Origin of the sequence: Paenibacillus crassostreae (assembly GCF_001857945.1) — a bacterium.
In the GTDB taxonomy this organism is placed as follows: Bacteria; Bacillota; Bacilli; order Paenibacillales; family Paenibacillaceae; genus Paenibacillus_AQ; species Paenibacillus_AQ crassostreae.
Genome location: NZ_CP017770.1, coordinates 1,641,016 through 1,664,894, shown reverse-complemented (window position 1 = coordinate 1,664,894; position 23,879 = coordinate 1,641,016). Strand labels below are relative to the sequence as shown.

Genomic DNA, 23,879 nt, shown 5'->3' with positions numbered 1-23,879 from the left:
CCTCCTCAGTTGGGTCTCTAACATATTCATCCAGACAGGTTCATGATAAGATAAGTGTGTGCAATCAACTTTATATACATATTAAACTGAAGATAGATGACTGCAAATGATGATATACGCAGCAATTGTATTCATTTGCGCTAAGGAGGGAAATTGTATGATAAATTATGGTGTATCTGTATCCCTTCTTCTTCCTATTATCAAAACCCTCATGGTTAATGGATATGATATAGAGTCTTTTCTGAGTTCTGCATCTATAGATGCCAATATCCTCAAAGACGGTGAAGCACGTATTCCTGAGAAAGATTTTGAACACTTGTATGAACTGGCCGCTACCTTAATGCAGGATGAATATTTCGGTTTACATCAAGGGCAGAGCGTGGATATTACTGATATGGGTGTACTAGGTTATGTTATGCTGCATTCGGGAACTATTTCTCAAGCTTTGACCGCATATCAAAAGTATAATGTCATTGTCTCTAACGACTACAACCTTAACTGGAAAGTGGATCAGGATTGCGCTATTATTCAGATGGTCTCTAGAAATCCACTCAAACCATTTGCACGACACTGCGCCGAAGACATGGTTAGTTCAATTTATCACTTGATATTTAGATTAAGTTGTAGAATGATTCCTATACAAGCATTGCAATTCCAGCACGCTACTCCGAATGAAGTTAACGAGTATATATCTGTTTTTGGCGTTAAACCCTTATTCGGACAAGAGTTTAACATCATGCATATAGATAAAGAAGTCTTGGATTATCCTATTCTTTACGCAGACCCGCGTTTACTGGGGGTATTCGAGACGATTGCATTGGAAGCAAGTAACAAATTGACGCAGGGACAACGGTTATCGGATCAATTATACAAGTGGATTATTACATGCATGCCATCATTCTCACCGACATTACAAGAAACAGCGCAGGCTTTTAACATGAGTTCAAGGACTTTACAAAGTAAGTTGATGCAGGAGGGCATGTCTTATAACCGGTTAGTTAATGCCGTTCGAAAAGAGCTTGCCATTGGTTATTTAGCTAAACCAGAATATAGAGTGGGGGAGATTGCCTATCTTCTTCATTACTCAGAGCCGAGCGCTTTCCAAAGTGCTTTTAAAAAGTGGACAGGATTAACACCAGGAGAATATCGGGCTGGTATCATTTCATAGATAAATGAGGATGGAGGAGACTATGACTTTGGGGAAAACAGAGAAGAAAAAAGATTCACGATTGTGGTATATAGGTAGTGCGTTAACATTTCTGCTGATAAAAGGAAAGTCTTTATTAGCACTTCTGAAATTTGGTAAGTTTGGTGGAGCTATATTCTCAATGGTAGCATCAATAGGTGCTTATGCATTGATCTATCCATGGCAATTTGCTATGGGAATTGTCTTGCTGTTATTCATTCATGAGATGGGTCATGTCATTGCGGCTAAACAAAAAGGACTTCCAGTCTCTGCACCTTTATTTATTCCTTTTCTAGGGGCCATGATCGGCTTGAAAAAGCATCCGCAAGATGCGAAGACAGAGGCATATATAGCCATGGGTGGGCCTATATTAGGAACCATTGGAGCAATAGCTGTATTCATAGTAGCGTATTATACGGATAGTCCTTTATTATATTCCTTAGCTTATGTAGGCTTTTTTCTAAATTTGATCAACCTATTACCTATCCATCCATTAGATGGTGGACGGATCGCTACCGCAGTCTCTCGTTGGTTATGGCTCGTGGGGTTAATTGGTGGGTTAGGCGTCATTATTTATATGCGTTCGATACTTTTCTTTATTATATGGGCTTTATTTGCTTATGATTTATATAAGAAGTATGTCAAGGGACGCAGAAATGTAATTGTGGAATCCTTCGGCGCAAGTTTTATAGTGCCAGTAGAACATCTTTATACTCAAGGTATAGCTATTCCTGGACCTGAACATAAAAGAGAGTTGCCTTTCTGCACATATTGTAATCTGGACGATCAACGACAATATGTGACGGTAGAGTGGGTAGGGATAGATTTCAAAGGAAGAATCTCGATGCCACAACAAGGGATCATTAAGAGAGTCCATGTAACGGGTTTAGAGCATCAGCAATTGCCAGAGGGATATCATATCAAGCTGAACTGTAAAGTGGAATATTCGCGGTATGAGAATGATAAGTATTATGAAGTTCCATTATCATCTCGCTATAAATTCGGGTTCAGTTATGCTTTACTCGCTGTAGTGCTGATAGGGATGATGTTTATGGTTCATAATGTGGGAAATATTGATCTGTAAAGAGGGCATCCTGCATATCCGTTTTGAAGGTGAAGGATCCAGTGGTCATTTATCGCATATTTTATTTAAGCCACAAGAAAGCAACCTTCTTGTGGATTTTTTATATTTATCATACAAGAGATCATTATTTATCCTTCTAACTCCCACCTTTCCCCATCATAATTTAGTGTTGTGTTAACAATACTAAGACTTATGGTAGGAGGGATTTCACGATGAAAGAAGCTAATTGCGGCTCAGGTAGTGAGGAGGAAAGCTCAAGTAAGGATGGTGTTGAGCAAGGGGACATGCAATGGTGGCAGTTGTCATTAATCGGTGTTGGTTGCACAATTGGAACGGGTTATTTTCTCGGATCAACGATTGGTATACAGACAACGGGACCTTCCATTGTTTTTTCATTTATTCTAGCTGCATTAGGAACATATATCGTCTATAATTTACTTGCCAAAATGACAGCCGCAGACCCTCAGGAAGGCTCTTTTTGTTACTATGCTGATAAAGCATTTGGGCGCTGGGCAGGATTTAGCTGTGGTTGGAATTATTGGTCTTCCAATATTCTTATTATGGGTAGCCAATTGACTGCGCTCGCGATATTATCGCAATTTTGGTTTCCAAAGGCCCCACTTTGGATATTTGCATCAGGATACGCGATTTTAGCAATTGTTGTCGTGTTATTTGGAACGAAGGGATTCGATCGGGTTGAGAACGTCCTTGCAGTGATTAAGACTGCAGCGATCGTCATGTTTATTATTTTAGCGGTAAGTGCTGTATTCGGTTGGTTTGGTCTCAAAGGCGGGGAACCACCATCATTTCCAAATACCTTTAGTGAGCTATTCCCAAAGGGGATGAAAGGATTTTGGACATCACTTATTTATGCATTTTATGCATTTGGAGGAATAGAGGTCATTGGTCTGATGGCGATGCAGCTAAAAAAGAAAGAAGATGCACCGAAAGCAGGGACGATTATGCTTATTGTTCTGACCATTATTTATGTTATATCTATGGGCTTAGCAGTAACGATGGCAACGATTGAGGCATTTACTGAAAAAGAAAGCCCTTTTGTTACAGCAATGGATAGTTTTCAGCTTGCTTTTTTTCCACATGTATTTAATGGGGCCATAATCCTCGCTGGGTTTTCTACGATGACTGCTTCATTATTTGGTGTGACGAATCTTTTAGTAACGATAGCCAAGGATGGAAACGCGCCTAAACTATTCGCAAAGAAATTAAAGTTTAAAAAATTACCCTTTGCATCTCTAGTGCTTGCAACGATTGGTTTGTTAGCTTCAATAATTACTGCATTGTTATTACCAGGAAAGATATACGAATATATTACAACTTCGGCCGGTATTTTAATATTGTATAACTGGGTCTTCATTATTTTGTCGTCCTTCAAAATTTTAAAAGAAAAAGTGTGGAGTAAAATTCTTGCATGGGTGGGCCTATTGCTCATGGCGATGGCTGTAAGTGGAACTTTGCTCGAGAAACATATACGTCCGGGATTCTTTGTTAGTCTGTTATTTATTGCCCTAATTGCAATTGCCACAATAATTATGAAGAGAAAGGTCTGGAATAAGGAAAGAGCATCGTAAATGATTGATAATCTATCCTATAAAAGTCCATATTAAGCTTAGTGTGATCTCTGAAAATTAGGTTAAACCTTCGGAAAAATATGAACAAAAGGGCGTGCAATCATTGGGACAAGAAGATAATAATCGGGCTGTGATAGCGAGAAATGGTTCGAAGAAATCAAGGGGGAAACCGAATAATCAAAAATGGGCTATTATATCCATTTCATCTATTCCGCTTGTTATGACGCTGGGGAACTCGATGCTTATTCCAGTGCTTCCAGCTATGGAACATGAACTAGGAATATCTTCTTTTCAATCCAGTATGATTATTACAGTCTATTCGATTGTAGCGATCATACTAATACCCATTGCAGGATTCTTATCTGACCGTATAGGTAGGAAGAAGGTAATCATTCCAAGCCTAATTATTGCAGCTATTGGTGGACTTATTTCTGCATGGGCTGGCTGGAAGATGGATAACCCTTATTGGATTATTTTAATAGGGCGTGCTTTTCAAGGGGTTGGGGCTGCTGGAGCATTCCCGATTGTACTGCCACTCGTGGGTGACATGTTCAAAACGGATGAGGAAGTGAGTAGCTCATTAGGTCTCATCGAAACATCCAACACGCTTGGAAAAGTATTAAGTCCTGTTTTAGGTGCTTTTTTAGCAGGATTTTTTTGGTATCTCCCTTTTTTCTCTATTCCAGTATTTTGTTTAATTTCAATTGTACTCATGTTTTTCTTGGTGAAACCCCCAAAAAAAGACCAAGATTTCATTCCTTTCAAAAAGTTTATAGCCAGCATTAAAAATACTTTCAAAAACAACTGGAAATGGCTCTTCGCTGTATTTGTAATTGGAATTATTTTAATGTTTGTGTTATTTGCAGTATTATTCTATTTGTCCGATATCTTGGAAAAGGTTCATCACATCAAAGGTGTGAAAAAGGGGCTTTTACTTGCCATCCCATTAGGGGGGTTATGTATTGCCTCTTATATTACAGGGAAGGTCATTAAAGAAAATAAAGTCCTCATGAAATGGATCACATTTGGGGGTATTGTCTTGTTAGCTGCCTCGATAGCGACACTAAGCTTTTCTAAATCGCTATGGTTCATAGTAACCTTATTTACGTTAAGTGGTATTGGGATTGGGGTAGGATTACCCTCTTTGGATGCGTTAATTACATCTGGAATTGAGAAGAAGGAACGCGGGTCTGTTACATCCATTTACAGCTCGATGAGATTTGGCGGTGTGGCTTCTGGGCCACCTGTTATGGCCATTATGATGAAGTATACTGAGAATTACCTATTTTATATCCTAAGCGGATTAAGTGTTCTAGCAGCGATTGCAACACTAATAGCGATTAAGCCGGAGAAAAAAGAATCGAAATAAAAGACAGTTCGAAGAACAAAAAAACCATCCACACATCGATGCAGTGGATGGTTTATTGTACTTCATTGTGGTCGTTGTTTACATAGATCGATCTAGAATAGGAGCGTATCTATTTATTCACTCACTCCACATTCAATACAAACTTCTCAATGACATGCTTGATGCCATCTTCGTTATTGCTTAACGTCACATAATTCGCGATTTCCTTAAGGGCAGGAATAGCATTCCCCATAGCGACACCAAGTCCAGCGACTTCTAACATCTCATGGTCATTCCAAGAGTCTCCAATGGCAATTGTCTCAGAGAGTTCCACGTTGAAATGCTTCGCCAAGAAGGTAAGCGCATGACCTTTTGTACCTTCATGATGCATAATTTCCAAAAAGTTCGGTTTGGATTTCGTAATATGGACTTGATCTCCTAATAACTCTCTTAATACAGGAGCTATTTCATCTAAATAGGCAGGTTCATCAATAATGAGCATTTTGGGTGTAGGTTGTTCTACCATTTTGAGAAAATCTGGTTCAATAAAGTAAGGGGTTCTGTTCAGCTTACAGTAATCGATTAGCTTCTGGTTTTCTTCTCTTGCATATAGTTTGTCATCTATATAGACCTGAAGATGTAGATTATGCTCTATACAATATTCAAAAAGCTTATGAGCAGCGTCAGCGGGCACAAAACGTTCATAAAGGACTTTCTCATCCAAGAGATTCTTAATAAGAGCTCCTTGATAGGTGATAATAGGAACATTTAATCCAGTCTGGCGCGCAACATTCTTCGCAGAGGCATAAGCACGTCCCGTAGCAAGTGTAACGACAACATCTTTGGCCACAGCTTGCTCGAGGGCCTCTTGTGTGGAAGGCAATACTTCCTTGTCATCGTTAATTAATGTGTCGTCGATATCGATCGCAATCAGTTTGTACATGGAATTCTCTCCTTAAATAATCTATTTATAAGTCTATTATTTCATTATACCCTATTTCTTAAAGCTACCGATCACCCACAATACTAAGGGAAAACAGAAGCCCATGATCAACGCATGAATAGTCCAGGTCGGTGTGAACGATTGGAAATAAGCTGTATTCGGAAAAACAATCTGAGAAAAGGTAATTAGTATGATAGCCATTGGGTATATCAAGAAACGGTACTCCTTTAAGTTCAAGGTTTGCGCTATTCCTATAATGGACACATAAAATAAAAGGGTAACTCGAATAAAAATGGTAACAATCCAAATCACTGCTATGATGACTTCGATCCGTTCTAGAAAATTACCTATACTGATTTTTTTTGCAAGTGTATAACTTGGATAGAGTCTGTTTGCCATATCTTCCCCTAAGACTAACGTGGAGAGGATCGTCACGATAACTAGGAAGAGTCCCCCTATAAGGATACCAGTAAATAACGATTTCCCATTCTGTTGTGAACGATTAACGTGTGGGAACAATACAATTAAGATACCAGATTCGACAAAAGGGTAAGCGATGGCTACGAGTGATGCATTCAGCACAGGTTTGAATCCTTCCTCCAATACAGGTTGAATATTATGGATATCGATTTGTGGGGATACCAACAGAGTAAAGATGAGAACGAGGAGAATGACAAAGGGAAAGAACAATTCTGCTGTACGTGCCAATGGTTCTAACCCAAGTCGTACACCCATGATCACGACAAGGATCATCATGAAATGAATTGCTTGGATTGGTGTATCAGTCATGACTTCGATTGTGACAAAGTCACCAACATTACGTAAGGAGAGGATAGTAATAAGAAATGGATAGGATACAAAAAAAAGAAGGGAAACCACCCGTCCCACCCATTTGCTCAAGACTTTCTCGGTATACCATGAAAAGATAGCATGGGAGAATCGATTGCCAAGATGTATGTATAAAGGTAAAATGATCAACCCGATGGCTAAGGCTAGTGTTGCTGATATCCAAGAATCTTGTTTCGCTATGGAGCCTATCATAGATGGTATATTCAGAATGGCACTCCCAATGATATACAAAGAGATCAATATTGAGAACTGCCGTGAACTTATTTTACCGGGGTCTAATTTCATAAGATCTCCACCATTTCTGACATTAGTAGTACCTCTAATATATCAAATGTCTGGTTGCTACTTTAACCATATATCAACCATATCAGCAATCGGTTTGTATACAATAATCATCCAATCCAAAGGATTGGGAATCTTGATATGTAATGCTTGAAGAATAGCTAATATCGTTCCGAATAATAGAAGAATAGAGAATACCCAAAGTTCTTTTATTAACTTCTTCCTTACAAGAGGGGGAACATCTATGGCTATGATAATACTGACAATGATAAGGATCCCTGCTATAGACAGCATGTAGATTGCTCCTTTAACTTCGAGGTTGAGTCTGACTACTAGTAAACTGCCTATTCCATGGTCATAAGTATCATCTCCTTTTATTTCTTCATCTTTTCTAAAAAAGTGTTAGACAATTTTCCTAAATGGTGAATATTGGTCTTAACTTTTACGTTAACGGGTATGTTCACGAATTTTTGATCCCAATTTTCTTTTAACTCCTTCCATTCCTGAGGGTGTGAGCGACGAATGACTTCTCCAAATCCAAAAATATCAACTTTGAATTCTTGTTGCACCTGATTGATCGTTTTCTCAATAAATTCTTCTGTTATCTGATTCGTCCGTTTCTCTAAGCCCTTAATGACTTCAGGATCTGACAGATCAATCTGGCATTGGGCTTCGCCCACATTACCCTCTATTAGCACTTCGATATTGATTTGTGGTCTTTCGTTATGAATAATACCTGTAACCTTAGTGTCTGAATTAATGATGCTTAATGATACTGTTCCTCCTTCAGGACAGGGAGTAACCCCTACTGTAGCGGAAATGTTATTTGTAATGTAGTTATATGCTTTTCCTTCTTCGTCATTTAGCCAACCAATCAGTTTATCATTTTTAAACACGGCTAATCCTGAGTACAGTAAATCTGCTGGAGACATGACGGTTTCTACATTTTTTTTGGTTTGTCCTTGTTCTAGATTGCCAATAATTTTGAGACCGGTTAATACCGGATGCTTCCCTTCACTTACAAGCTCAGAGATAAGCTTATCTAGTGTAACTGTTGTTGAAGGAGCCCAGTATTTCGCGGAGGTCTCCAAAGTTGAGAATAATCTGACAGAAGGTATTTTTTCTAGGTTGGTCAATATTTTTAGCGTATCTTCAGCTTGAGCTTTTTTAGATACAACAACGAAAAAGTCACTTCGTATTTCAGGCTCTCTAGATAGAAAATCAAGAACCTCACTGATTCCTTCTCTAGCCAATGATTCGCCGATCACAAACATTCGAAGATGAGCTAGATATATTCTACGGGGGCTTACGGTGGTCATTCTCCTAAGGGTTTGTAAAATCGAGTCTCCGGATGCTTGATACATGGTGACAGGGGCAGTGCCATCACCTTGTTTTCCTGAGACTGCATTTGGTTCTACAACTTGAATGGAAACTTTGTATTTATCTCCTGATTTATCGATCGCCAAACCTACACCTATAGCAAGGTTATTCAATTCCCTACGGCTCCAACAACCACTTATCAATATAGTCAGGATAAGGAGAATGCAAAGTAAGAGTCCTTTCCGTTTCATAGGTCAACCTCCTATATCGTCTTGCGGTTTTTTCGGAGGAGTACTTTGTGCACGGATATTATTCTTCTGACTGACCAACCGTGGACGTGAGAACATAGCCCATTGGGGTAATCGAAGGAGCGCATCCTTCTGATCATCAAGGATAAACGGAGCGAACGGACTCATATAGGGAATACCGAAAGAACGTAAGCTACATAAATGAAGCATGATTGCAATAATCCCGATGATGATTCCGAATAGACCGAAGGAAGCAGCTAGCATCATCATTAGGAAACGAAGCATTCTAATCGCCATCGCAAAATCATAAGCAGGTATTACGAAACTAGAAATAGCAGTAATTGCAACGACGATGACCATAGATGCGGATATGATTCCAGCTTCTACTGCCGCTGTCCCAATAACCAATGTGCCAACAATGGATATGGATTGAGCAATGGCCTTTGGCAATCGTAAACTAGCCTCTCTTAATATTTCAAAGGAGACCTCCATCATGATAGCTTCAATGAATGCAGGAAAGGGAACTCCCTCGCGTTGAGCTGCCAAACTGATCAGTAATTGGGTAGGCAACATTTCTTGATGAAATGTAGTGATGGCAATGTATAGAGAGGGACCTAATAGGGAAATGAAGATACTCAGGAACCGTAACAACCGAATAAGGGTACTAATATCTGCGCGTTGATAATAATCCTCTGCAGCTTGTAAAAAGTTGACGATAGTGATAGGAACGACTAGAACAATAGGTGTTCCATCTACTAATATGGCTATTCTTCCTTCTAGTAGTTCAGCAGCGATGACATCGGGACGTTCCGAATGATAGATTGTCGGAAACGGAGTGTAAGTCTCATCCTGAATTAATTCTTCTATATAGCCACTCTCTAATATCCCGTCGATATCGATTCGATCTAAGCGACTATGGACTTCTTTCACAATACTGTCGTCCGCTATCCCTTTAATATACATAATGGACACACTTGTCTTAGTGATTGTCCCAATTTCTTTTGTTTCTAACCAGAGATTAGGGTCCTTTATTTTTCGGCGGATTAATGCCGTATTGGTCCGTAAGTTTTCGTTGAATCCTTCTTTTGGACCACGGATGACGGTTTCCGTAGTGGTCTCCGTAACAGCGCGATCTTTCCATCCACGCATACCGATCGAGAACCCTTGATTATAATCATCCAGTAAGAGGATTGCATTCCCAGATAACAGGGAAGTAAATAGTGTATTGAATTCCGTAATATTCTTAAGTTCTCCAACCGTAAGAATGTGATCTTTGATAAGTTGCAAAGAATTTTCTTTAGAAGAGTCGAGTTGATCTAGATTTTTATTATGGAAATTTAACATCAGAGATTCCATAATAAAGTTCTGAATGGATTTAGAATCTGACAAACCATCTGTATATAGAATAGCCGCTTTAATCTTTCGTTCTGAATCAATCTGGATTTCTCTAATGACAATGTCGCTACTATTACCAAGTGTTGTTTTTATGTATTGAATATTTTCTTGGATTTTAAATTTTAATGGCTCTTTAGGTTGATTCTCATCGGAGTTAGTTTGCTCTTGTTTAGAATTACTAAATGTTTTTTTAATTTCTCTGTTGAATAAGTTCATAGGTTGTGTGCCCTCTCTATAGCTGCTGTTAAAGTTATTGCCATTATGGAGAACGCCTATACCGTGTGAATAAAGAACATTTGGTTTTAATCATTCTTTACTATTTACTACTAAAGGAGTTTTCATATAAACTAGTAATGAATTCCAAATTCAACCAGTCGATAAGGAGGATGGAACCATGGTAGCAACACTATCGATTCACGATGCTAGGACGGATAATACGCCACAGAATCTTGGCTTTGATCCACAGCGTTTACAATACCTTGATGAGCATTTCAAAGGGCTAATTGAAGGGGAGAAAATTCAGGGGGCAAGTTACCTTATATCACGAGATGGCCAAATTATTGTTCACCGTTCGTTAGGGAAACTAACCTATCACGAGGATAGCCCCGACCTTATGCCGGATTCCATACGTAAAGTTTATTCAATCACGAAAGCGTTTACGGCTGTGGCAATCGCTCAACTAGTAGAAGAAGGAAAACTATTCTACCAGCAGTCGGTGAGTTCTTTGATCAAAGAGTTTGACACTGATATGCACCGTGGTATTACGATTTGGCATCTACTAACACATACTTCGGGTCTCATGGCTGACCCCGGTTGTCAGACAGAACCTTATGAATTACCTTTCTATCAATGGCAGGCTTCTAAAAAGAAAGAAAGCCAATCCCATTGGGAAGACAGTGATTGGATCAAAATTCTCCTTGGTGGACGAATGTACTGTAAACCGGGTGAACAATGGAACTATTGTACGGCGGGCTATGTGATTCTAGGAGAGCTAATTGCTCGAGTAGCGGGTATGCCGTATGAGCAATTTCTACAAGAGAAGATCCTCGGACCACTCGGGCTGGATCGATCTTTCATGACCGTACCTGAGGAATTGAAGGCAGAGACATGCTTCGTGCATCCATGGGGGGAGAAGGAACTCTTAAATCCGTGGGATTCGAGCGGTTTACCAGCGCAAGCAGGCAGTGGACTATACTCCACATTACAGGATTTATGGACATTGGGTCAGACCTTACTTGATGGCGGCTCTCGCAATGGTGTTCATCTGTTAGGTCGTAGAACGATTCAGAATATGGTGTCTAATCAACTTCATAACATCCCTTCTACTTGTTGGGGAGATAAAGTGAAACATTATCCGATGTCACTGGGCTTTAACCTGAATCATAATGATATTTGTTCACCGGGTACCTTCTCACACGAAGGACATGGGCATAGTGGATTGTATGTAGATCCAACCGAACGGCTTGTATATACATTTTTTGTACCGAGTTTGGCAGGTTGGGTTCCTGAAGCCATCATTAATCCACGGGCAATCATTTGGTCAGCATTAATATAGCGATAACTCCCAACATAGGAAGGAAGGATATTATGGGCATTCATATACATAGCACTCATACAGAATTTACGCCAGAAGAAGCAGGATTTCGCATACAAACTATAGAACAACTAGATCAATTATTTGTAGAATTAATTCAGAATGAGAAAGTACAAGGGGCATCGTATTTACTTGCGCGAGGTGGGAAGATATTTGCCATGAAGTCGATGGGTGAACTTCGTCATACAGAGCAAGGGAAGCTGTTCACTCCCCATTCGATACGCCGGATTGCCTCAATCACGAAATGGTTTACGATGGTAGCCGTGTTACGCTTAATGGAGGATGGAAAGATATCATTAGGACAGCAAGTAAAAGATTTCATTCCAGAATTCGACCATCGTTTCTATGAAAGAATTAATATTACGCATTTATTAACACATACATCAGGTTTGGCTCCGGATGGAGGCTATTTTCTTGAACCTTATCCAACAGATTGGTATGATCATTTATTCGCTTTCGGAGATGACGATGACGATGATGGTGAGAAACCCGTACGCACTGCGGATGAAGAGATTGCCTTCCGTAAATCCCAATGGATCAAGGCGATGTTAGCTGGACCACCAGTCTGCGCTCCTGGAGAACAGTGGAATTACTGTACAAAAGGGTTCATGATTCTAGGTGAAATTATAAACCGAGTGACAGGTCTTGAGTATGAAGAGTATATTCAGCGCACGATCTTAGAACCCCTCGGAATGACACGAACTTTCTTTAATGTTCCTGAAGAACTTCATGGAGAGGTATGTGTTGTGAATGATTGGGAGTTAGAACGCCTTTCTCGAATGAGGCAACCATTTGATCCACCAAAGTCAGGTGGAGGATTATTCTCTACCTTGGAAGACTTGAATAGATTTGCACAAATGTTGCTTAACAAGGGGTCATATGATGGAGTTCGAATTCTTGGTCGTAAATCGGTTGAAATGTTACAAAGAGAACCATATCCTGAAGGATTACCCGCATTTTGTTGGGGTGACCAAGTGAAGAATAATCATTTCGCGCTTAGCAGTTCTTTGGGCAGAGAATATGATTCTTGTGGTCCAAATACGTTCTTCCATGAGGGAGCTGGTCGAAGTACGCTCATGGTTGATCCTGATGAGGACCTCGTAGTCGCTTTCTTTGTCCCTTCTGACGTCGATTGGGTACCGGAATCTGTTATTAATGTGAAGAATATCATTTGGTCTGGTCTTAAATGAAGAAATCTTTAACAATGATTAGAGCAGTTGGATGGGCTACCTATAAAGAATGGGCGGCCTTCCGCTCTCATATGGCCGTGTCTATCCTCATCGGACCTATTTATTTCATAGTACAATTTTTCATCTGGCAAGCGATCTTCTCGACGAGAGATACCTTGAATGGATTTACTTTGGAACAAATGCTGATGTATTTCGGCGTGATGTCATGCATCAACTATCTTACTTTTGATTTTGCAGATTGGAATTTGCAAATGCTTATTCGGACGGGAAAGTATGTCACCTTTGTATTGAGACCGGTATCGCATATTTTCTTTGCCTTTTCTCAGAAGATCGGTCACCGCTCTCTCGGTTTCTGGATAGAATTTCTACCGGTATCCTTGATCTACTTCTTCATTCTAGATATTGATCTGATCCCTGCTCAACCGCTATGGGCCATTATATCTGTTATTCTTGGATTTATTATGACTTTTCTAGTGAACTATTGTATTGGTTTGACGGCTTTTTGGTTGACGAATGCGGATGGAATTAGACGTATGTTCTTACTGGTTCGCGATGTAACGGCTGGTGTATTAGTACCACTGACTTTCTTTCCAGAGATTGTTCAAAAGGTTCTTATATTTCTACCATTTCAATTCATGCAATATGTTCCGGTCCGTGTATTCGTAGGTAGTTATGAGCTAGCAGGAGTTACTTTATCTATTCCACAAATTGTAGGACTGCAAGCGTTAGCTGTATTACTAATGTGGGGCTTATCTAGCGTACTAATTACACTTGGATTACGGAAGTTTACGGGGGTGGGTGTATGAGATCGGCACTTGCCTGCTATGCTGCTGTTATGAAGACCAAGCTTGCTGAACGTATGGCGTATCGTGGCGATTTCTTCATTAGTGTATTCATGATGTTGATTGGAGACTTAATGGTTCCATTGATTACGTTACTTGTGTACCGTTCAGGCGCCTCTTTCCCAGGATGGACATTACATGAGGTTATTCTTATTCAAGGGATATTCACGTTGGCTAAGGGAATTGCCTTTCCCTTCTTCTTCGGGATCGTATCGACTACTCTTCATCATGTTAGGGAGGGTTCGTATGATGTATTTCTACTTAAACCACGCCCTGTCTTATTTATTACGCTGACGAGTTCTTTCGATATAGACGACTTTGGTAGATTGATTAGTGGTGGAGTATTAGCGACTTGGGCGCTGTCTGGGATGTCTTTTCCAGGTGGTATGGAATGGCTACAGTTCGGTGTATTATTTCTATGTTCACAGCTGGTTCTATTCGCATTCTCATTAATTCTATCTGGGCTTTTGTTTAAATGGGTTGGGAGTAGTAGGGTATACGATATCTTTGATTCAGTCTCTATGTTCGGTTTGTATCCGGGGACGATCTTCTCCAAAGCCTTCCAGAATGTTCTGACGTACATCATACCGATCACGATGATCGGGTTCCTGCCAGCAGCAGCGCTTCTTGGAAGACCTGCGGAGGGAACATGGATCGCCGCGATGATGTGTGTATTGTTTCTTGGGGCGGGTCTGGCATTCTGGCATTACATGCTTAAGAACTATACAAGTGCGGGGGGCTAAGGGTTGATTATACAAGTAGAGCAATTGCAGAAGAATTATATAACCTATGAACGTGGAGCATCATTCCGTGAGACGGTAGCAAGCCTTTTCAAACGTAAACCAATCGAGATTCAAGCCGTAAAAGGACTATCATTCGAGATGGAGGCTGGTGAAATTGTAGGTTTTTTGGGCCCAAATGGTGCAGGGAAATCAACGACTTTGAAGATACTTACGGGTGTTCTATATCCAACAGCAGGGAATGTTCAGGTTCTAGGTTACACACCTTGGAAGCACCGAAAGAAGTACGTTCGGAATATCGGCGCGGTATTTGGGCAAAAGTCGCAATTGTTATGGGATATCCCACCAATTGATGCATTTTATATGAATAAAGCTATCTATGCATTAGAAGATGAACCATTCCAGGAAACGTTGGATCAACTCGTAGATTTACTGGATGTGGGTGAAGTCATGCGGAAACCTACAAGGCAATTATCCCTTGGGGAAAGAATGAAATGCGAGTTCATTATGGCTATGCTTCATCGTCCGAAAGTTGTATTTCTAGATGAACCAACGATAGGTTTAGACGTGATTGCCAAAGAGAAAATTCGTAGTTTTATTCAGGAGATGAACGAACGAGGAGTTACTTTCATTCTGACGACACATGATCTTGAAGACGTGGAGAAGTTAGCGAAGCGGGTCATCGTAGTCAACCATGGCGAAATTGTATTTGATGATTCGATAGGGGCTCTACGTAACTTTCTAGGTGCTAAGAAGACGGTGACACTTACGACGGAAGTACAGGCAGACTGGAGTGGAATTTCAGGTGTATCAGTTCTGAAACAAGTATCCGAGGTAGAAGCTGAGCTTGAACTGGATACGGAGCAATTAGAGCTTAAGGAATTCATTCGTATGGTCAATGACCGTTATACGATTCATGACATGTCAATCAATGCCTTACCGATCGATCGCGTGATTAAGGAATTGTATCAGGTAGACACAAAGACGTTACCTAACACCAAAACTCTGAGTCCCCTAAATAAGTGAGGGGTAAAAATTCAATAAATATAGACAGGCTACCCGTTGAGCAGATTCAATTGTGCGAGGGGTAGCTTGTTGTTTTTAGCATGAAACTTAAGTAACATAGAATGATGAATGGTTTATCCTGTTTATTATTCGTCATAAACTTCAAATAAAAAGCTGTAGGGATCTTTTTTCCCTACTGAAGACTTCTTTGTTGAATGCAGTGAAATGGCTATTGATGCCAATATAATGATAGAACTACACATAAAAATGAGACAGATGATTCCGACTAGTATGATCATTGTTGACTCCTCCTTTTTTCTATACGCTAAGCTTAAATTATGGAATGCGTTTCAGAGCAAGAAAAAGTTTTATTGAAAAGGTGAGCGTTCATATGGCCAATATAAAAGATATAGCAAAGATGGCAGGAGTATCAGTGACAACCGTGTCCCGTGTACTAAACAATCAACCCTATGTCAGTGCTGATAAAAGGGATGCTGTTATACGAGCTATGGAGGAAAGTAATTATCAGAGGAATATAAATGCTGTTCATTTAAGTACAGGGAAAACTTTTCTTATAGGTGTTGTTGTTCCTTTCTCGAATAATCCCTATTTTGGAGTATTAATTGATGGTATAGCTAAGGAAGCCTTACACAACAACTATAAGTTAGTTTTGTTCCAAACGAATTACGAGGTAGATAGAGAGATAGATGCTTTGACGATGTTGAAAAATAAGCAAATCGATTCATTAATCATATGTTCTAGGATTTGTGGATGGGATATTATAAATGATTACCTGTCTTATGGTCCTATTGTTTTATGTGAGGATGCGAGAGGTACAAAAGTATCTTCAACGTTTATAGATCATTATAAAAGTTTCTCTATAGCTTTAGAGTATTTATATCAGAAAGGCCATCGACAAATTGGTTATTGCATCGGAAGAAGAACAGGAAGTAATAGCCAACAAAGAGAAACAGCTTATAAAGATTTTCTTGCGAAATTCAATCAGCCTTTGGATCCAAACATTATTTTCTATGAGTGTTTAAATTTTGAAGATGGAGAACAAATCGTCCAACGCCTTCAGAATATGAGTCATCCACCTTCGGCATTATTAGTAGCTAATGATCAAGTCGCTGCAGGAATTCTAACCTGCTGTAAAAAACAAAATATTTCAATACCCAATGAGCTGGCAATTATGGGATTTGATAATCAGCCTATAGCAAAAATTATGAACATCACTACTCTTGAAATTCCTTTAAATGAAGTTGGAAGAAAACTGTTTCTTCAAGCTATGGACAATACTACGATTTCTCACGAGGAGATATTGGTTAGATTAATTGAACGATCAACAGTATGAATTATGAGGATGTGTATCCAGTAGAGACATAGAACGCTGGAGCATAAACTGCTATAATAGCATGGAAATGGAGATGATTGTATGGCTAAGAAAAAACGACCTATCACGACTCCAAAGCCTGATTCCGAATATAAGTCAGCTACGCTGAAGGATTTACTAAACGCTGACATCCTAGCACAATTGAAGTCACAGGCTGATGAGATGAAGGCGGAGGAAAAGAAAAAGAAAGAAGAACTAGAGTTGCAGAAGTTGGAAGCGCGTAAGCAAGAACAAAAGAAATTGGATAACAACTTCGAACACCTGCTTGAGAATAGTAGTATGGATTGGCGCAAATTTAAATAAGATATATCTTATGCTTATGAAATCTTTCATTAAAGAGCCAAAGTTGGGGCTGTCCTATAAGTCATGTAAATGGCCAGGGCACCCCATTTGTTTTTTGTAGGAGAAAGATAGGTGTTCTGAGAGGACGCTCCGCGAACGGACCGTTTCTCCAATCGCTGTGAGTGTAGATAGAAACATAAAGAGGTAAGGGGATCGAATTCCCCTTACCTCTGCCCAGGCGTACGGCTAGTAATCTATGTGCTTCCTCATGGTTACCCATGCTCCGCCAGTTACACATAGTCAATTTATTATCCAATCATAACAACGAAATACAAATTTTTCAACAAACTTCATTCCAAATACATTTCACATTATCTAGGGCAATTTTAGTACCATGTCGACATTCTTCCATTCCTTCGAATTCGATTGATAGGTATCCATCATAACCAGACTGTTTGATACTACTCAGGATTTCCCACAAATCAAGGTCTCCTTGACCGGCGATAGCGCCTCGGAGGAAATTACCACTTGTAGTTGTGAACCAACCCTCTCCAGGATTCCGGTGTGAAGGACGGATATAGAAATCCTTAATATGCACTATGGAAGCGTACTCGAGATTCTTCTTCACTGCGGATAGAGGATCTTCATCTACACATATGAAATTTCCGACATCGAGTGTCGTCTTGAAATTATGACGATCAACCGCGTTGATGAGTGCTTGCACGCGATCACTGGCCTGAACATAATAGCCGTGATTTTCTACGCTAGTGGTTATTCCATATTGTTCGGCGTGGTCAGCGATTTGCCGGCAGGCCTGAGCAATACGATCCAAATCTTCGTTGAACCGGATGATTGACGTGTCTGGACGAGAAGCTACGTCATGACGCATTAACTTTACACCGAGGCGGTTGGCACGATCGACTTCACGGATGACACGGGCAATTTCCGCTTGATAAGCTTCTTCTGTGACCGTAATGAAGTTGGCGCCAATTGCATAATTGGAAACGTCAATACCGACGATTGCTGCTTTCTCGCGTATTTGGATCTCCAGTTCAGGATGGGTATCAAAATCGAATCCAAGTGGTACGATTTCAATATGCTGTCCGCCAATTTCAGCTACCCACTCGATGATATCCAGAATGCTCATAGTGCCCGCCTGCATTGCTTGATACAAGCTATAGGAACTTACCCCTAACTTCATGATTTCATCTCCCTTTCGATTGAGTAGCTTCTAAATGCGATAAGCTTGGATAAATTGAACTGCTTTGCGGATGTCATCTTCCGGAGAGGAACCGACTTCCCGTTCTATCGTCAAATAACCGTTATAACGGATCTCTTGAAGAGCCGCGAAATAAGCTGGGAAATCCACTGTACCTTCCCCTAGCGGAACTTCTTCAAATGAGGCACCAGATGTTTCCATCTTGGCGATTTCTTCATGAGACATTCCACCGTATCCGAGACATCCATACACGTCTCTTGGATCTACATAACGCATACGCTTGCCGTCTTTAGCATGAGTGTGAACAATGTAATCCCGTAGGGTTATTACGCCTTGAACTGGATCATCACCAGTAACCAATACCATATTGGCTGGATCAAAATTGACGGAGACCCCTTTGGTAGTCATCGTATCGAGGAAGCTTTTTAGATGAGATGCTGTCTCTGGACCAGTTTCAATTGCAAAGTAGGCATTCATACGATTGGCGTACATACCGAGCTCATCACAAGCACGTTGCATGGAGTCATAAATCCGGCTGTTACGATCTTCGGGAACAATACCGATATGGGTGGTTACGATAGATGTGCCGAGATCAAGCGCCAGATCAAGAATGCGTTTGGATTTCTCGATTTTCTCTGGATTCGCCTGACTATCTTGGAAGCCATGACCTGCCAAATCACCGCACAGTGCTGATATTTCCAGACCTAATCCTTCGATATAACTCCGCAGTTCTTTCCGTTTGGTGGGAGTTAATTCAGCTGGGTCCATCTCACCAGAAACGGCGTAAATTTGTACACCTTCAGCGCCAACATCCTTTGCTTTCTTCAGACCTTCCATAACACCTACCCCAAAGCTGTCGACAATGACACCGATTTTATTTAGCAGTTGCATTGTTACATCCCTCCCTTAAAAGACTTAGTTCTTAGAATTTAATTTCTCGACCTTCAGCGGCTGATTTATAAAGAGCATTCAGTATTTTAATCATTTCCACACCATCTTCTACAGGACTGTTGGTCTCAATGATTCCCAGACAGCTATCGATATAATGATCGATCTCATTCTGGAAGCTTTCTTGAAAATCAAAGCCTGGGGTGGTAATTTGCGGCTCGACATTGATAATCGTATTATGTTTTTCTGTTGCAATCGATAACGTTGGCTCAATTTCGGCTCCACCCTTATCACCGAAAATACTAATGGAAGCCGATTCCTGCTTAGCATGGAGCGAGAAGCTGACATCAACCATCAGAGATGCACCATTCTCGAAGCGGATGATTGCGTTAGCCATGTCTTCGACTGTATTGAACGATGCGTCGTAATCAGATGTTTTGTAGAATGAATAGTTCTCAATATTTGAACGGTTGCCAAGTTTGTTGTAAGTATTGCCACTGACGGATTTCACCCTTGGCTTACCCATCAGATACCAGCATAAATCGATGACGTGTACACCGATGTCAATCAGCGGTCCTCCACCCGAACGTTCCTTGTCGGCGAACCAACCGCCGGGATTTCCGATTCTACGAACGAGGCTAGCTTTGGCGAAATAGATTTCTCCTAAATCGCCAGCATCAATAAATTTTGTCAACACAGAAATGTTAGAAGCATGACGACGGACGTAACCAACCTGGAATACCTTTCCGGTACGACGAACGGCTTCCTCGACCCTTAATGCTTCATCCACAGTTTTGCATAAAGGTTTCTCGCATAGTACATGCTTGCCGGCTTCTAAGGCAGCAATACTGATCTCGGCGTGTGAATTGTTCCAGGTACAAATGCTGATCGCATCCACTTCCGGATTAGCCAGGAGTTCACGATAATCTGTATATACATAGGGGATATTGTACTTTTTGGCACCTGCACTTGCTCTACTTTCATTCAAATCGCAAATCGCTACAAGTTCTGCTTTCGGATTGCATTGGTATGCTAATAAGTGTGAATCAGAGATCGATCCATTGCCGATAAGACCTATCCTTAGTTGGCTCATGATTTACGATTACACCCTTTCGATATCCATGCGAATTTGCTACAATGAAACAAATTATTACGCACAGATATGTTTTATTTGTTCAAATATAAAAAAGGACCGCATAGCCGTGTCTGCTTGAAACAAGATTAACTTATCACACTTATGACAAAGGGAGAATGTGTAGGATGACAAAGTATATGGACTATATGATTAGTTCGCGTCCGATCCGCACTTTTAATTGTGTAGTGGATTCAAGCAAGCAGAAGATTAAATCGCTCACTGTGATTAATGCAGGTCATTTACCCGGAAGAACGCTGCAGAGACAAGAAGCTATTTTTTCGGCATGGGCTTTTGTGGTGATTACAGAAGGTAGCGGTTATTACCAGGTGAATGGAGGAGTTAGGCAAAAAGTTGAGGCAGGTAATTGGTTTTGTTTATTCCCTAACGCAGTGTATAACTATGGTCCAGATGATGATGGATATTGGGACGAGTATTATTTTGCTGTGGAAGGGGACAGGGTGGACGAATGGCAGGAGAACTGGCTTAGTTCGCCATCACTCGTTCATAAAGTAACTATTGATGATGCTCTCCTTCATAAAATGGAAATGATGTTCATGTTGATTGACAGTGGCATACCAAGCAATTTAGATCGAGTAGCAATGTCGCTAGAACCGTTCGTTTATGAACTCGTTACTGCTGGGGAGGGGAATGGACAAGGAACGCCGAGAACGTTTGTACTGAATGTAATCGAGGATTTATCGAGGAAGCTATATCTACCACTTGACCCTAATGAGATCGCTAATAGGCATCATATTTCTGTATCTACACTACGAAGAATTGTTCATGAATATAGCGGATATCCGCTAAACGAATTTATTCACCGTCTTAAGGCTGCTGAAGCGAGAGATATTCTACTTAATACAGAACTGACTGTGAAGGAGATTGGTGAATCACTTGGATATAAAGATACTTTTTATTTTTCCCGAGTATTCAAAAGAATCACAGGAGTGTCCCCTACAAGTTACCGTAATCGAATAGGTCAGTAAGTAGACAATACCCCAATAACACAACTCCCCTAACATTATCCAGCAGGATAATAAGTTAGGGGAGAATAGGGACATAGCAATTTAGACTCTAATCTTCTAAGAATACCAGTCCAACAAAATCATTTAACTCAAGATTACCGAAGTAATGCTTAATATCAAGATCAGTTAGAGCCTCACGCACTTCAGCTTCATCATATCGTTTTCCACGTAAAATATTCTCAATATCAGTAACATCACCAACTCCGAAGAAGTCGCCATAAATCTTGATATCTCTGATCTTGCCTTCATTAATGTCCATGCGCAGATCAATGAACCCAACAGGGAATTTCTTCGAATGTTTTACATTGGATTCAGGTGATATACCATAGTTCCAATCCCAGTTCTGATAGTGTTCCTTGGAAATTTGGTTAATTTGTTCCCAGTCCTTATCTGTTAAATGATATTGTGGAATATCCTGTACGTCTAATCCAAATATCGAACGAAGTAGCTCCGCGCGGAATTCTTCAATTGTCATCTTTTCTTTCATGAAATCACTAATATTCGCAATCCGGCTACGGACGGATTTAGTGCTCTTCGATTTGAATTTCTCTGGATTTACCTTGAGAGAGGCTTGGGCATCTTCCGAATTTAAGTTGAACATCAATGTACCATGACTGAACATCCGACCTCGGGTTGAGAATTGAGCATTACCGGAAATTTTTTGTTCACCAACCTGTAAATCGTTACGACCACTGAGTTCAGCGTTTACACCCATTTTTTGTAGGGCATCTATCACGGGTTGAGTGAATTTCAAGAAGTTGTGGAAAGATTGTCCGTCATCCTTGGTGATAAAGCTGAAATTAAGATTACCTAGATCGTGATATACGGCACCACCGCCTGATAGTCGTCGTACAATTTGTACGTTATTCTCCTTACAATATTCTTGGTTTATTTCTTCAATGGTGTTCTGATGTTTACCAATGATAATAGATGGATGATTTATATAGAAAAGCAAATAGCTTTCGTCCGTGGAAAGGTGCTTTAAAGCATACTCTTCTATAGCGAGGTTAATAGCAGGATCATGAATTCCTTGGTTATCGATGAATAGCATAGTTTATTCTACTCCTCCATTTTTTGATATATGTAATATCTCTGAATCTTATATAATTGTAAACCAATTATGAAGTAGATACAAAGGGGAGCTACATTGACGCAACACAAAATCCTGCGCAATAATAGAACTACTCATGACAATATAGAAGATAGAGGAGGCATCAAGATGCTAGAACGCTATGGGCATGGTGGAGATTTGGAAAGTGCCACGGAGGCATATGGGCTGAAGGGAGATAGATTCCTTGACTTTAGTGCTAACATTAATCCATTAGGACCACCTCAACAAGTATTACAACAATTGGAGGATTCTCTTGCGTCTATTATTCGTTATCCTGATCCGGGTCATCGGAAGTTAAAATATAGGTTGGGACAAAAGCTGAGTGTAAATGAAAATAACATCTGCATTGGGAATGGTGCAGCAGAATGTATGGCACTTATTCTGCTTGGACTACATCCACAGAAGGTTGGTATTATTGAGCCTTGTTTCTCTGAATATAGACAACTATCGGAACAATTCAATGCGGAAGTATATTCAGTTCTAGGGAGAAAAGATAGAGATTGGAAAGCAACGATTGAGGATATAGAAGAATTGATGCAACAAGTAGACCTACTATTCATTGGACAGCCGAATAATCCGAATGGCGTTCAATATACGCTAGAAGAATTACGCAGACTAGCAGATACAGCAGAACACCAAGATACGTATTTGGTAGTAGATGAAGCTTTCATAGATTTCATTCCCCCGCAACAACAGGCGACTCTGTTATCTGAGCTAGTGAATTATCCACGTACACTGTTAGTAAGATCAATGACGAAGTTCTATGCCATCCCAGGTCTGCGATTGGGGTATACGTTAGCGCATCCCGATGTGATCAGATCCATGAAAAGTAAACAGGTAACCTGGAGTGTGAATGGACTGGCTTTGTTAGCGGGTGAGGCTGCTCTTGAGAGTGGCGAAGAATTCGAGCGTAGCACATTAGAACTGATCTGTTCTGAGCGGGCTGCATTAACTCATGGTCTTACTGAGTTAGGATGTTCGGTGAGCCCTGGGGAAGCGAACTTCTTATTGGTGAGACTACCTGATCCATGGATAGCGATTGAGATGCAACGTAAGCTGGGAATGAGAGGTATTCTAATTCGAAGCTGTGCGATGTATCCTGGATTGGAACAAGGTCATATTCGGGTTGCAGTAAAAGCGACACAAGACAATAGAAGGTTATTACAAGAACTACGACATGTGCTTGAACATGAAGTACAAGAATAGGAGAA

23 protein-coding genes and 1 riboswitch are annotated in these 23,879 nt (G+C 40.4%); of the genes, 13 read left to right on the top strand and 10 right to left on the bottom strand.

All coding sequences use genetic code 11. The features are described 5' to 3' along the window. Positions 1–157 precede the first annotated feature (157 nt). From LPB68_RS07955 to LPB68_RS07940, 4 genes are all read left to right on the top strand, one after another. A complete protein-coding gene (locus tag LPB68_RS07955; RefSeq protein ID WP_068654380.1) occupies positions 158–1,168 on the top strand; it encodes an AraC family transcriptional regulator in 1,011 nt (336 codons plus the stop codon). Between the two features lie 22 nt (positions 1,169–1,190). Beyond that, the gene (locus LPB68_RS07950; RefSeq protein WP_232510125.1) at positions 1,191–2,270 is read left to right on the top strand and encodes a site-2 protease family protein; all 1,080 of its coding nucleotides are present in this window, start codon (positions 1,191–1,193) and stop codon (positions 2,268–2,270) included. A 212-nt stretch (positions 2,271–2,482) separates the two neighbouring features. After that, on the top strand, positions 2,483–3,859 hold the full coding sequence (locus LPB68_RS07945) for an amino acid permease (RefSeq protein ID WP_068654376.1): 1,377 nt from the start codon (positions 2,483–2,485) through the stop codon (positions 3,857–3,859). 130 nt (positions 3,860–3,989) lie between these two features. Next, entirely contained in the window at positions 3,990–5,228 is a 1,239-nt protein-coding gene (locus LPB68_RS07940; protein ID WP_068654555.1) for a bacillibactin exporter BcbE, read from the top strand. A gap of 121 nt (positions 5,229–5,349) precedes the next feature. Here the strand turns inward: LPB68_RS07940 and LPB68_RS07935 are convergent, their stop codons facing one another. From LPB68_RS07935 to LPB68_RS07915, 5 genes are all read right to left on the bottom strand, one after another. Continuing rightward, positions 5,350–6,150, bottom strand: coding sequence for a Cof-type HAD-IIB family hydrolase (locus LPB68_RS07935; protein WP_068654374.1), 801 nt, complete (start codon positions 6,148–6,150; stop codon positions 5,350–5,352). 51 nt (positions 6,151–6,201) lie between these two features. Beyond that, a complete protein-coding gene (locus LPB68_RS07930; RefSeq protein ID WP_068654372.1) occupies positions 6,202–7,284 on the bottom strand; it encodes a GerAB/ArcD/ProY family transporter in 1,083 nt (360 codons plus the stop codon). A 57-nt stretch (positions 7,285–7,341) separates the two neighbouring features. Next, the gene (locus LPB68_RS07925; protein WP_068654370.1) at positions 7,342–7,575 is read right to left on the bottom strand and encodes a hypothetical protein; all 234 of its coding nucleotides are present in this window, start codon (positions 7,573–7,575) and stop codon (positions 7,342–7,344) included. Between the two features lie 80 nt (positions 7,576–7,655). After that, positions 7,656–8,852 carry a Ger(x)C family spore germination protein gene (locus LPB68_RS07920; RefSeq protein ID WP_068654368.1) on the bottom strand — a complete coding sequence of 399 codons (1,197 nt, stop codon included), beginning with the start codon at positions 8,850–8,852 and terminating at the stop codon, positions 7,656–7,658. Positions 8,853–8,855: 3 nt separating this feature from the next. Next, positions 8,856–10,460, bottom strand: coding sequence for a spore germination protein (locus LPB68_RS07915; RefSeq protein WP_068654366.1), 1,605 nt, complete (start codon positions 10,458–10,460; stop codon positions 8,856–8,858). Between the two features lie 178 nt (positions 10,461–10,638). Here LPB68_RS07915 and LPB68_RS07910 point away from each other — a divergent pair, with 178 nt between their 5' ends. From LPB68_RS07910 to LPB68_RS07890, 5 genes are read left to right on the top strand one after another with little or no spacing between them, the layout of a single operon-like run. Next, a complete protein-coding gene (locus LPB68_RS07910; protein ID WP_068654364.1) occupies positions 10,639–11,799 on the top strand; it encodes a serine hydrolase domain-containing protein in 1,161 nt (386 codons plus the stop codon). Between the two features lie 32 nt (positions 11,800–11,831). After that, positions 11,832–13,028 (top strand): serine hydrolase domain-containing protein, encoded by a 1,197-nt coding sequence (locus tag LPB68_RS07905; protein ID WP_068654362.1) that lies wholly within the window; start codon positions 11,832–11,834, stop codon positions 13,026–13,028. Then, positions 13,025–13,834, top strand: coding sequence for an ABC transporter permease (locus LPB68_RS07900; protein WP_068654360.1), 810 nt, complete (start codon positions 13,025–13,027; stop codon positions 13,832–13,834). The genes LPB68_RS07905 and LPB68_RS07900 overlap by 4 nt, the downstream gene beginning before the upstream one ends. Further along, the gene (locus LPB68_RS07895; protein ID WP_068654358.1) at positions 13,831–14,613 is read left to right on the top strand and encodes an ABC transporter permease; all 783 of its coding nucleotides are present in this window, start codon (positions 13,831–13,833) and stop codon (positions 14,611–14,613) included. Before LPB68_RS07900 ends, LPB68_RS07895 begins: the two co-directional genes overlap by 4 nt. Positions 14,614–14,616: 3 nt before the next feature. Beyond that, positions 14,617–15,636 (top strand): ABC transporter ATP-binding protein, encoded by a 1,020-nt coding sequence (locus LPB68_RS07890; protein ID WP_068654356.1) that lies wholly within the window; start codon positions 14,617–14,619, stop codon positions 15,634–15,636. 125 nt (positions 15,637–15,761) lie between these two features. Here the strand turns inward: LPB68_RS07890 and LPB68_RS22715 are convergent, their stop codons facing one another. Further along, complete coding sequence (locus LPB68_RS22715) at positions 15,762–15,914, bottom strand: hypothetical protein (protein ID WP_157756133.1); 153 nt, start codon at positions 15,912–15,914, stop codon at positions 15,762–15,764. A gap of 92 nt (positions 15,915–16,006) precedes the next feature. Here LPB68_RS22715 and LPB68_RS07885 point away from each other — a divergent pair, with 92 nt between their 5' ends. Together LPB68_RS07885 and LPB68_RS07880 are read left to right on the top strand one after the other, a co-directional pair. After that, positions 16,007–16,969: a LacI family DNA-binding transcriptional regulator gene (locus LPB68_RS07885; RefSeq protein ID WP_068654354.1), complete on the top strand. Its 963-nt coding sequence runs from the start codon at positions 16,007–16,009 to the stop codon at positions 16,967–16,969. Between the two features lie 81 nt (positions 16,970–17,050). Next, complete coding sequence (locus tag LPB68_RS07880) at positions 17,051–17,311, top strand: YqkE family protein (protein WP_068654352.1); 261 nt, start codon at positions 17,051–17,053, stop codon at positions 17,309–17,311. A gap of 204 nt (positions 17,312–17,515) precedes the next feature. Continuing rightward, positions 17,516–17,594, bottom strand: a riboswitch (ZMP/ZTP riboswitch). 36 nt (positions 17,595–17,630) lie between these two features. Here LPB68_RS07880 and LPB68_RS07875 read toward each other — a convergent pair. The 3 genes from LPB68_RS07875 to LPB68_RS07865 are packed head-to-tail and all read right to left on the bottom strand — an operon-like array spanning position 17,631 to position 20,490. Continuing rightward, complete coding sequence (locus LPB68_RS07875; RefSeq protein ID WP_068654350.1) at positions 17,631–18,491, bottom strand: sugar phosphate isomerase/epimerase family protein; 861 nt, start codon at positions 18,489–18,491, stop codon at positions 17,631–17,633. Positions 18,492–18,521: 30 nt separating this feature from the next. Continuing rightward, positions 18,522–19,400, bottom strand: coding sequence for a sugar phosphate isomerase/epimerase family protein (locus LPB68_RS07870; protein ID WP_068654348.1), 879 nt, complete (start codon positions 19,398–19,400; stop codon positions 18,522–18,524). Between the two features lie 31 nt (positions 19,401–19,431). Continuing rightward, the gene (locus LPB68_RS07865; protein ID WP_068654346.1) at positions 19,432–20,490 is read right to left on the bottom strand and encodes a Gfo/Idh/MocA family protein; all 1,059 of its coding nucleotides are present in this window, start codon (positions 20,488–20,490) and stop codon (positions 19,432–19,434) included. A gap of 167 nt (positions 20,491–20,657) precedes the next feature. Between LPB68_RS07865 and LPB68_RS07860 the strand changes: the two genes are divergently transcribed. Then, a complete protein-coding gene (locus tag LPB68_RS07860) occupies positions 20,658–21,518 on the top strand; it encodes an AraC family transcriptional regulator (protein WP_068654344.1) in 861 nt (286 codons plus the stop codon). A gap of 88 nt (positions 21,519–21,606) precedes the next feature. Here the strand turns inward: LPB68_RS07860 and LPB68_RS07855 are convergent, their stop codons facing one another. Continuing rightward, positions 21,607–22,608, bottom strand: a complete 1,002-nt coding sequence (locus LPB68_RS07855; protein WP_068654342.1) for a lipoate--protein ligase — start codon at positions 22,606–22,608, stop codon at positions 21,607–21,609. Between the two features lie 168 nt (positions 22,609–22,776). On the opposite strand from LPB68_RS07855, the gene cobD reads away from it, so the two are divergent. Beyond that, a complete protein-coding gene (gene cobD / locus LPB68_RS07850) occupies positions 22,777–23,874 on the top strand; it encodes a threonine-phosphate decarboxylase CobD (protein WP_068654340.1) in 1,098 nt (365 codons plus the stop codon). Positions 23,875–23,879 lie beyond the last annotated feature (5 nt).

Bases quoted from the DNA above. Each gene is read 5' to 3' on its own strand.
- LPB68_RS07955 (WP_068654380.1), top strand. From the start codon at position 158: ATGATAAATTATGGTGTATCTGTATCCCTTCTTCTTCCTATTATCAAA.
- LPB68_RS07950 (WP_232510125.1), top strand. From the start codon at position 1,191: ATGACTTTGGGGAAAACAGAGAAGAAAAAAGATTCACGATTGTGGTAT.
- LPB68_RS07945 (WP_068654376.1), top strand. From the start codon at position 2,483: ATGAAAGAAGCTAATTGCGGCTCAGGTAGTGAGGAGGAAAGCTCAAGT.
- LPB68_RS07935 (WP_068654374.1), bottom strand. From the start codon at position 6,150: ATGTACAAACTGATTGCGATCGATATCGACGACACATTAATTAACGAT.
- LPB68_RS07930 (WP_068654372.1), bottom strand. From the start codon at position 7,284: ATGAAATTAGACCCCGGTAAAATAAGTTCACGGCAGTTCTCAATATTG.
- LPB68_RS07925 (WP_068654370.1), bottom strand. From the start codon at position 7,575: ATGCTGTCTATAGCAGGGATCCTTATCATTGTCAGTATTATCATAGCC.
- LPB68_RS07920 (WP_068654368.1), bottom strand. From the start codon at position 8,852: ATGAAACGGAAAGGACTCTTACTTTGCATTCTCCTTATCCTGACTATA.
- LPB68_RS07915 (WP_068654366.1), bottom strand. From the start codon at position 10,460: ATGAACTTATTCAACAGAGAAATTAAAAAAACATTTAGTAATTCTAAA.
- LPB68_RS07910 (WP_068654364.1), top strand. From the start codon at position 10,639: ATGGTAGCAACACTATCGATTCACGATGCTAGGACGGATAATACGCCA.
- LPB68_RS07905 (WP_068654362.1), top strand. From the start codon at position 11,832: ATGGGCATTCATATACATAGCACTCATACAGAATTTACGCCAGAAGAA.
- LPB68_RS07900 (WP_068654360.1), top strand. From the start codon at position 13,025: ATGAAGAAATCTTTAACAATGATTAGAGCAGTTGGATGGGCTACCTAT.
- LPB68_RS07895 (WP_068654358.1), top strand. From the start codon at position 13,831: ATGAGATCGGCACTTGCCTGCTATGCTGCTGTTATGAAGACCAAGCTT.
- LPB68_RS22715 (WP_157756133.1), bottom strand. From the start codon at position 15,914: ATGATCATACTAGTCGGAATCATCTGTCTCATTTTTATGTGTAGTTCT.
- LPB68_RS07885 (WP_068654354.1), top strand. From the start codon at position 16,007: ATGGCCAATATAAAAGATATAGCAAAGATGGCAGGAGTATCAGTGACA.
- LPB68_RS07880 (WP_068654352.1), top strand. From the start codon at position 17,051: ATGGCTAAGAAAAAACGACCTATCACGACTCCAAAGCCTGATTCCGAA.
- LPB68_RS07875 (WP_068654350.1), bottom strand. From the start codon at position 18,491: ATGAAGTTAGGGGTAAGTTCCTATAGCTTGTATCAAGCAATGCAGGCG.
- LPB68_RS07870 (WP_068654348.1), bottom strand. From the start codon at position 19,400: ATGCAACTGCTAAATAAAATCGGTGTCATTGTCGACAGCTTTGGGGTA.
- LPB68_RS07865 (WP_068654346.1), bottom strand. From the start codon at position 20,490: ATGAGCCAACTAAGGATAGGTCTTATCGGCAATGGATCGATCTCTGAT.
- LPB68_RS07860 (WP_068654344.1), top strand. From the start codon at position 20,658: ATGACAAAGTATATGGACTATATGATTAGTTCGCGTCCGATCCGCACT.
- LPB68_RS07855 (WP_068654342.1), bottom strand. From the start codon at position 22,608: ATGCTATTCATCGATAACCAAGGAATTCATGATCCTGCTATTAACCTC.
- cobD (WP_068654340.1), top strand. From the start codon at position 22,777: ATGCTAGAACGCTATGGGCATGGTGGAGATTTGGAAAGTGCCACGGAG.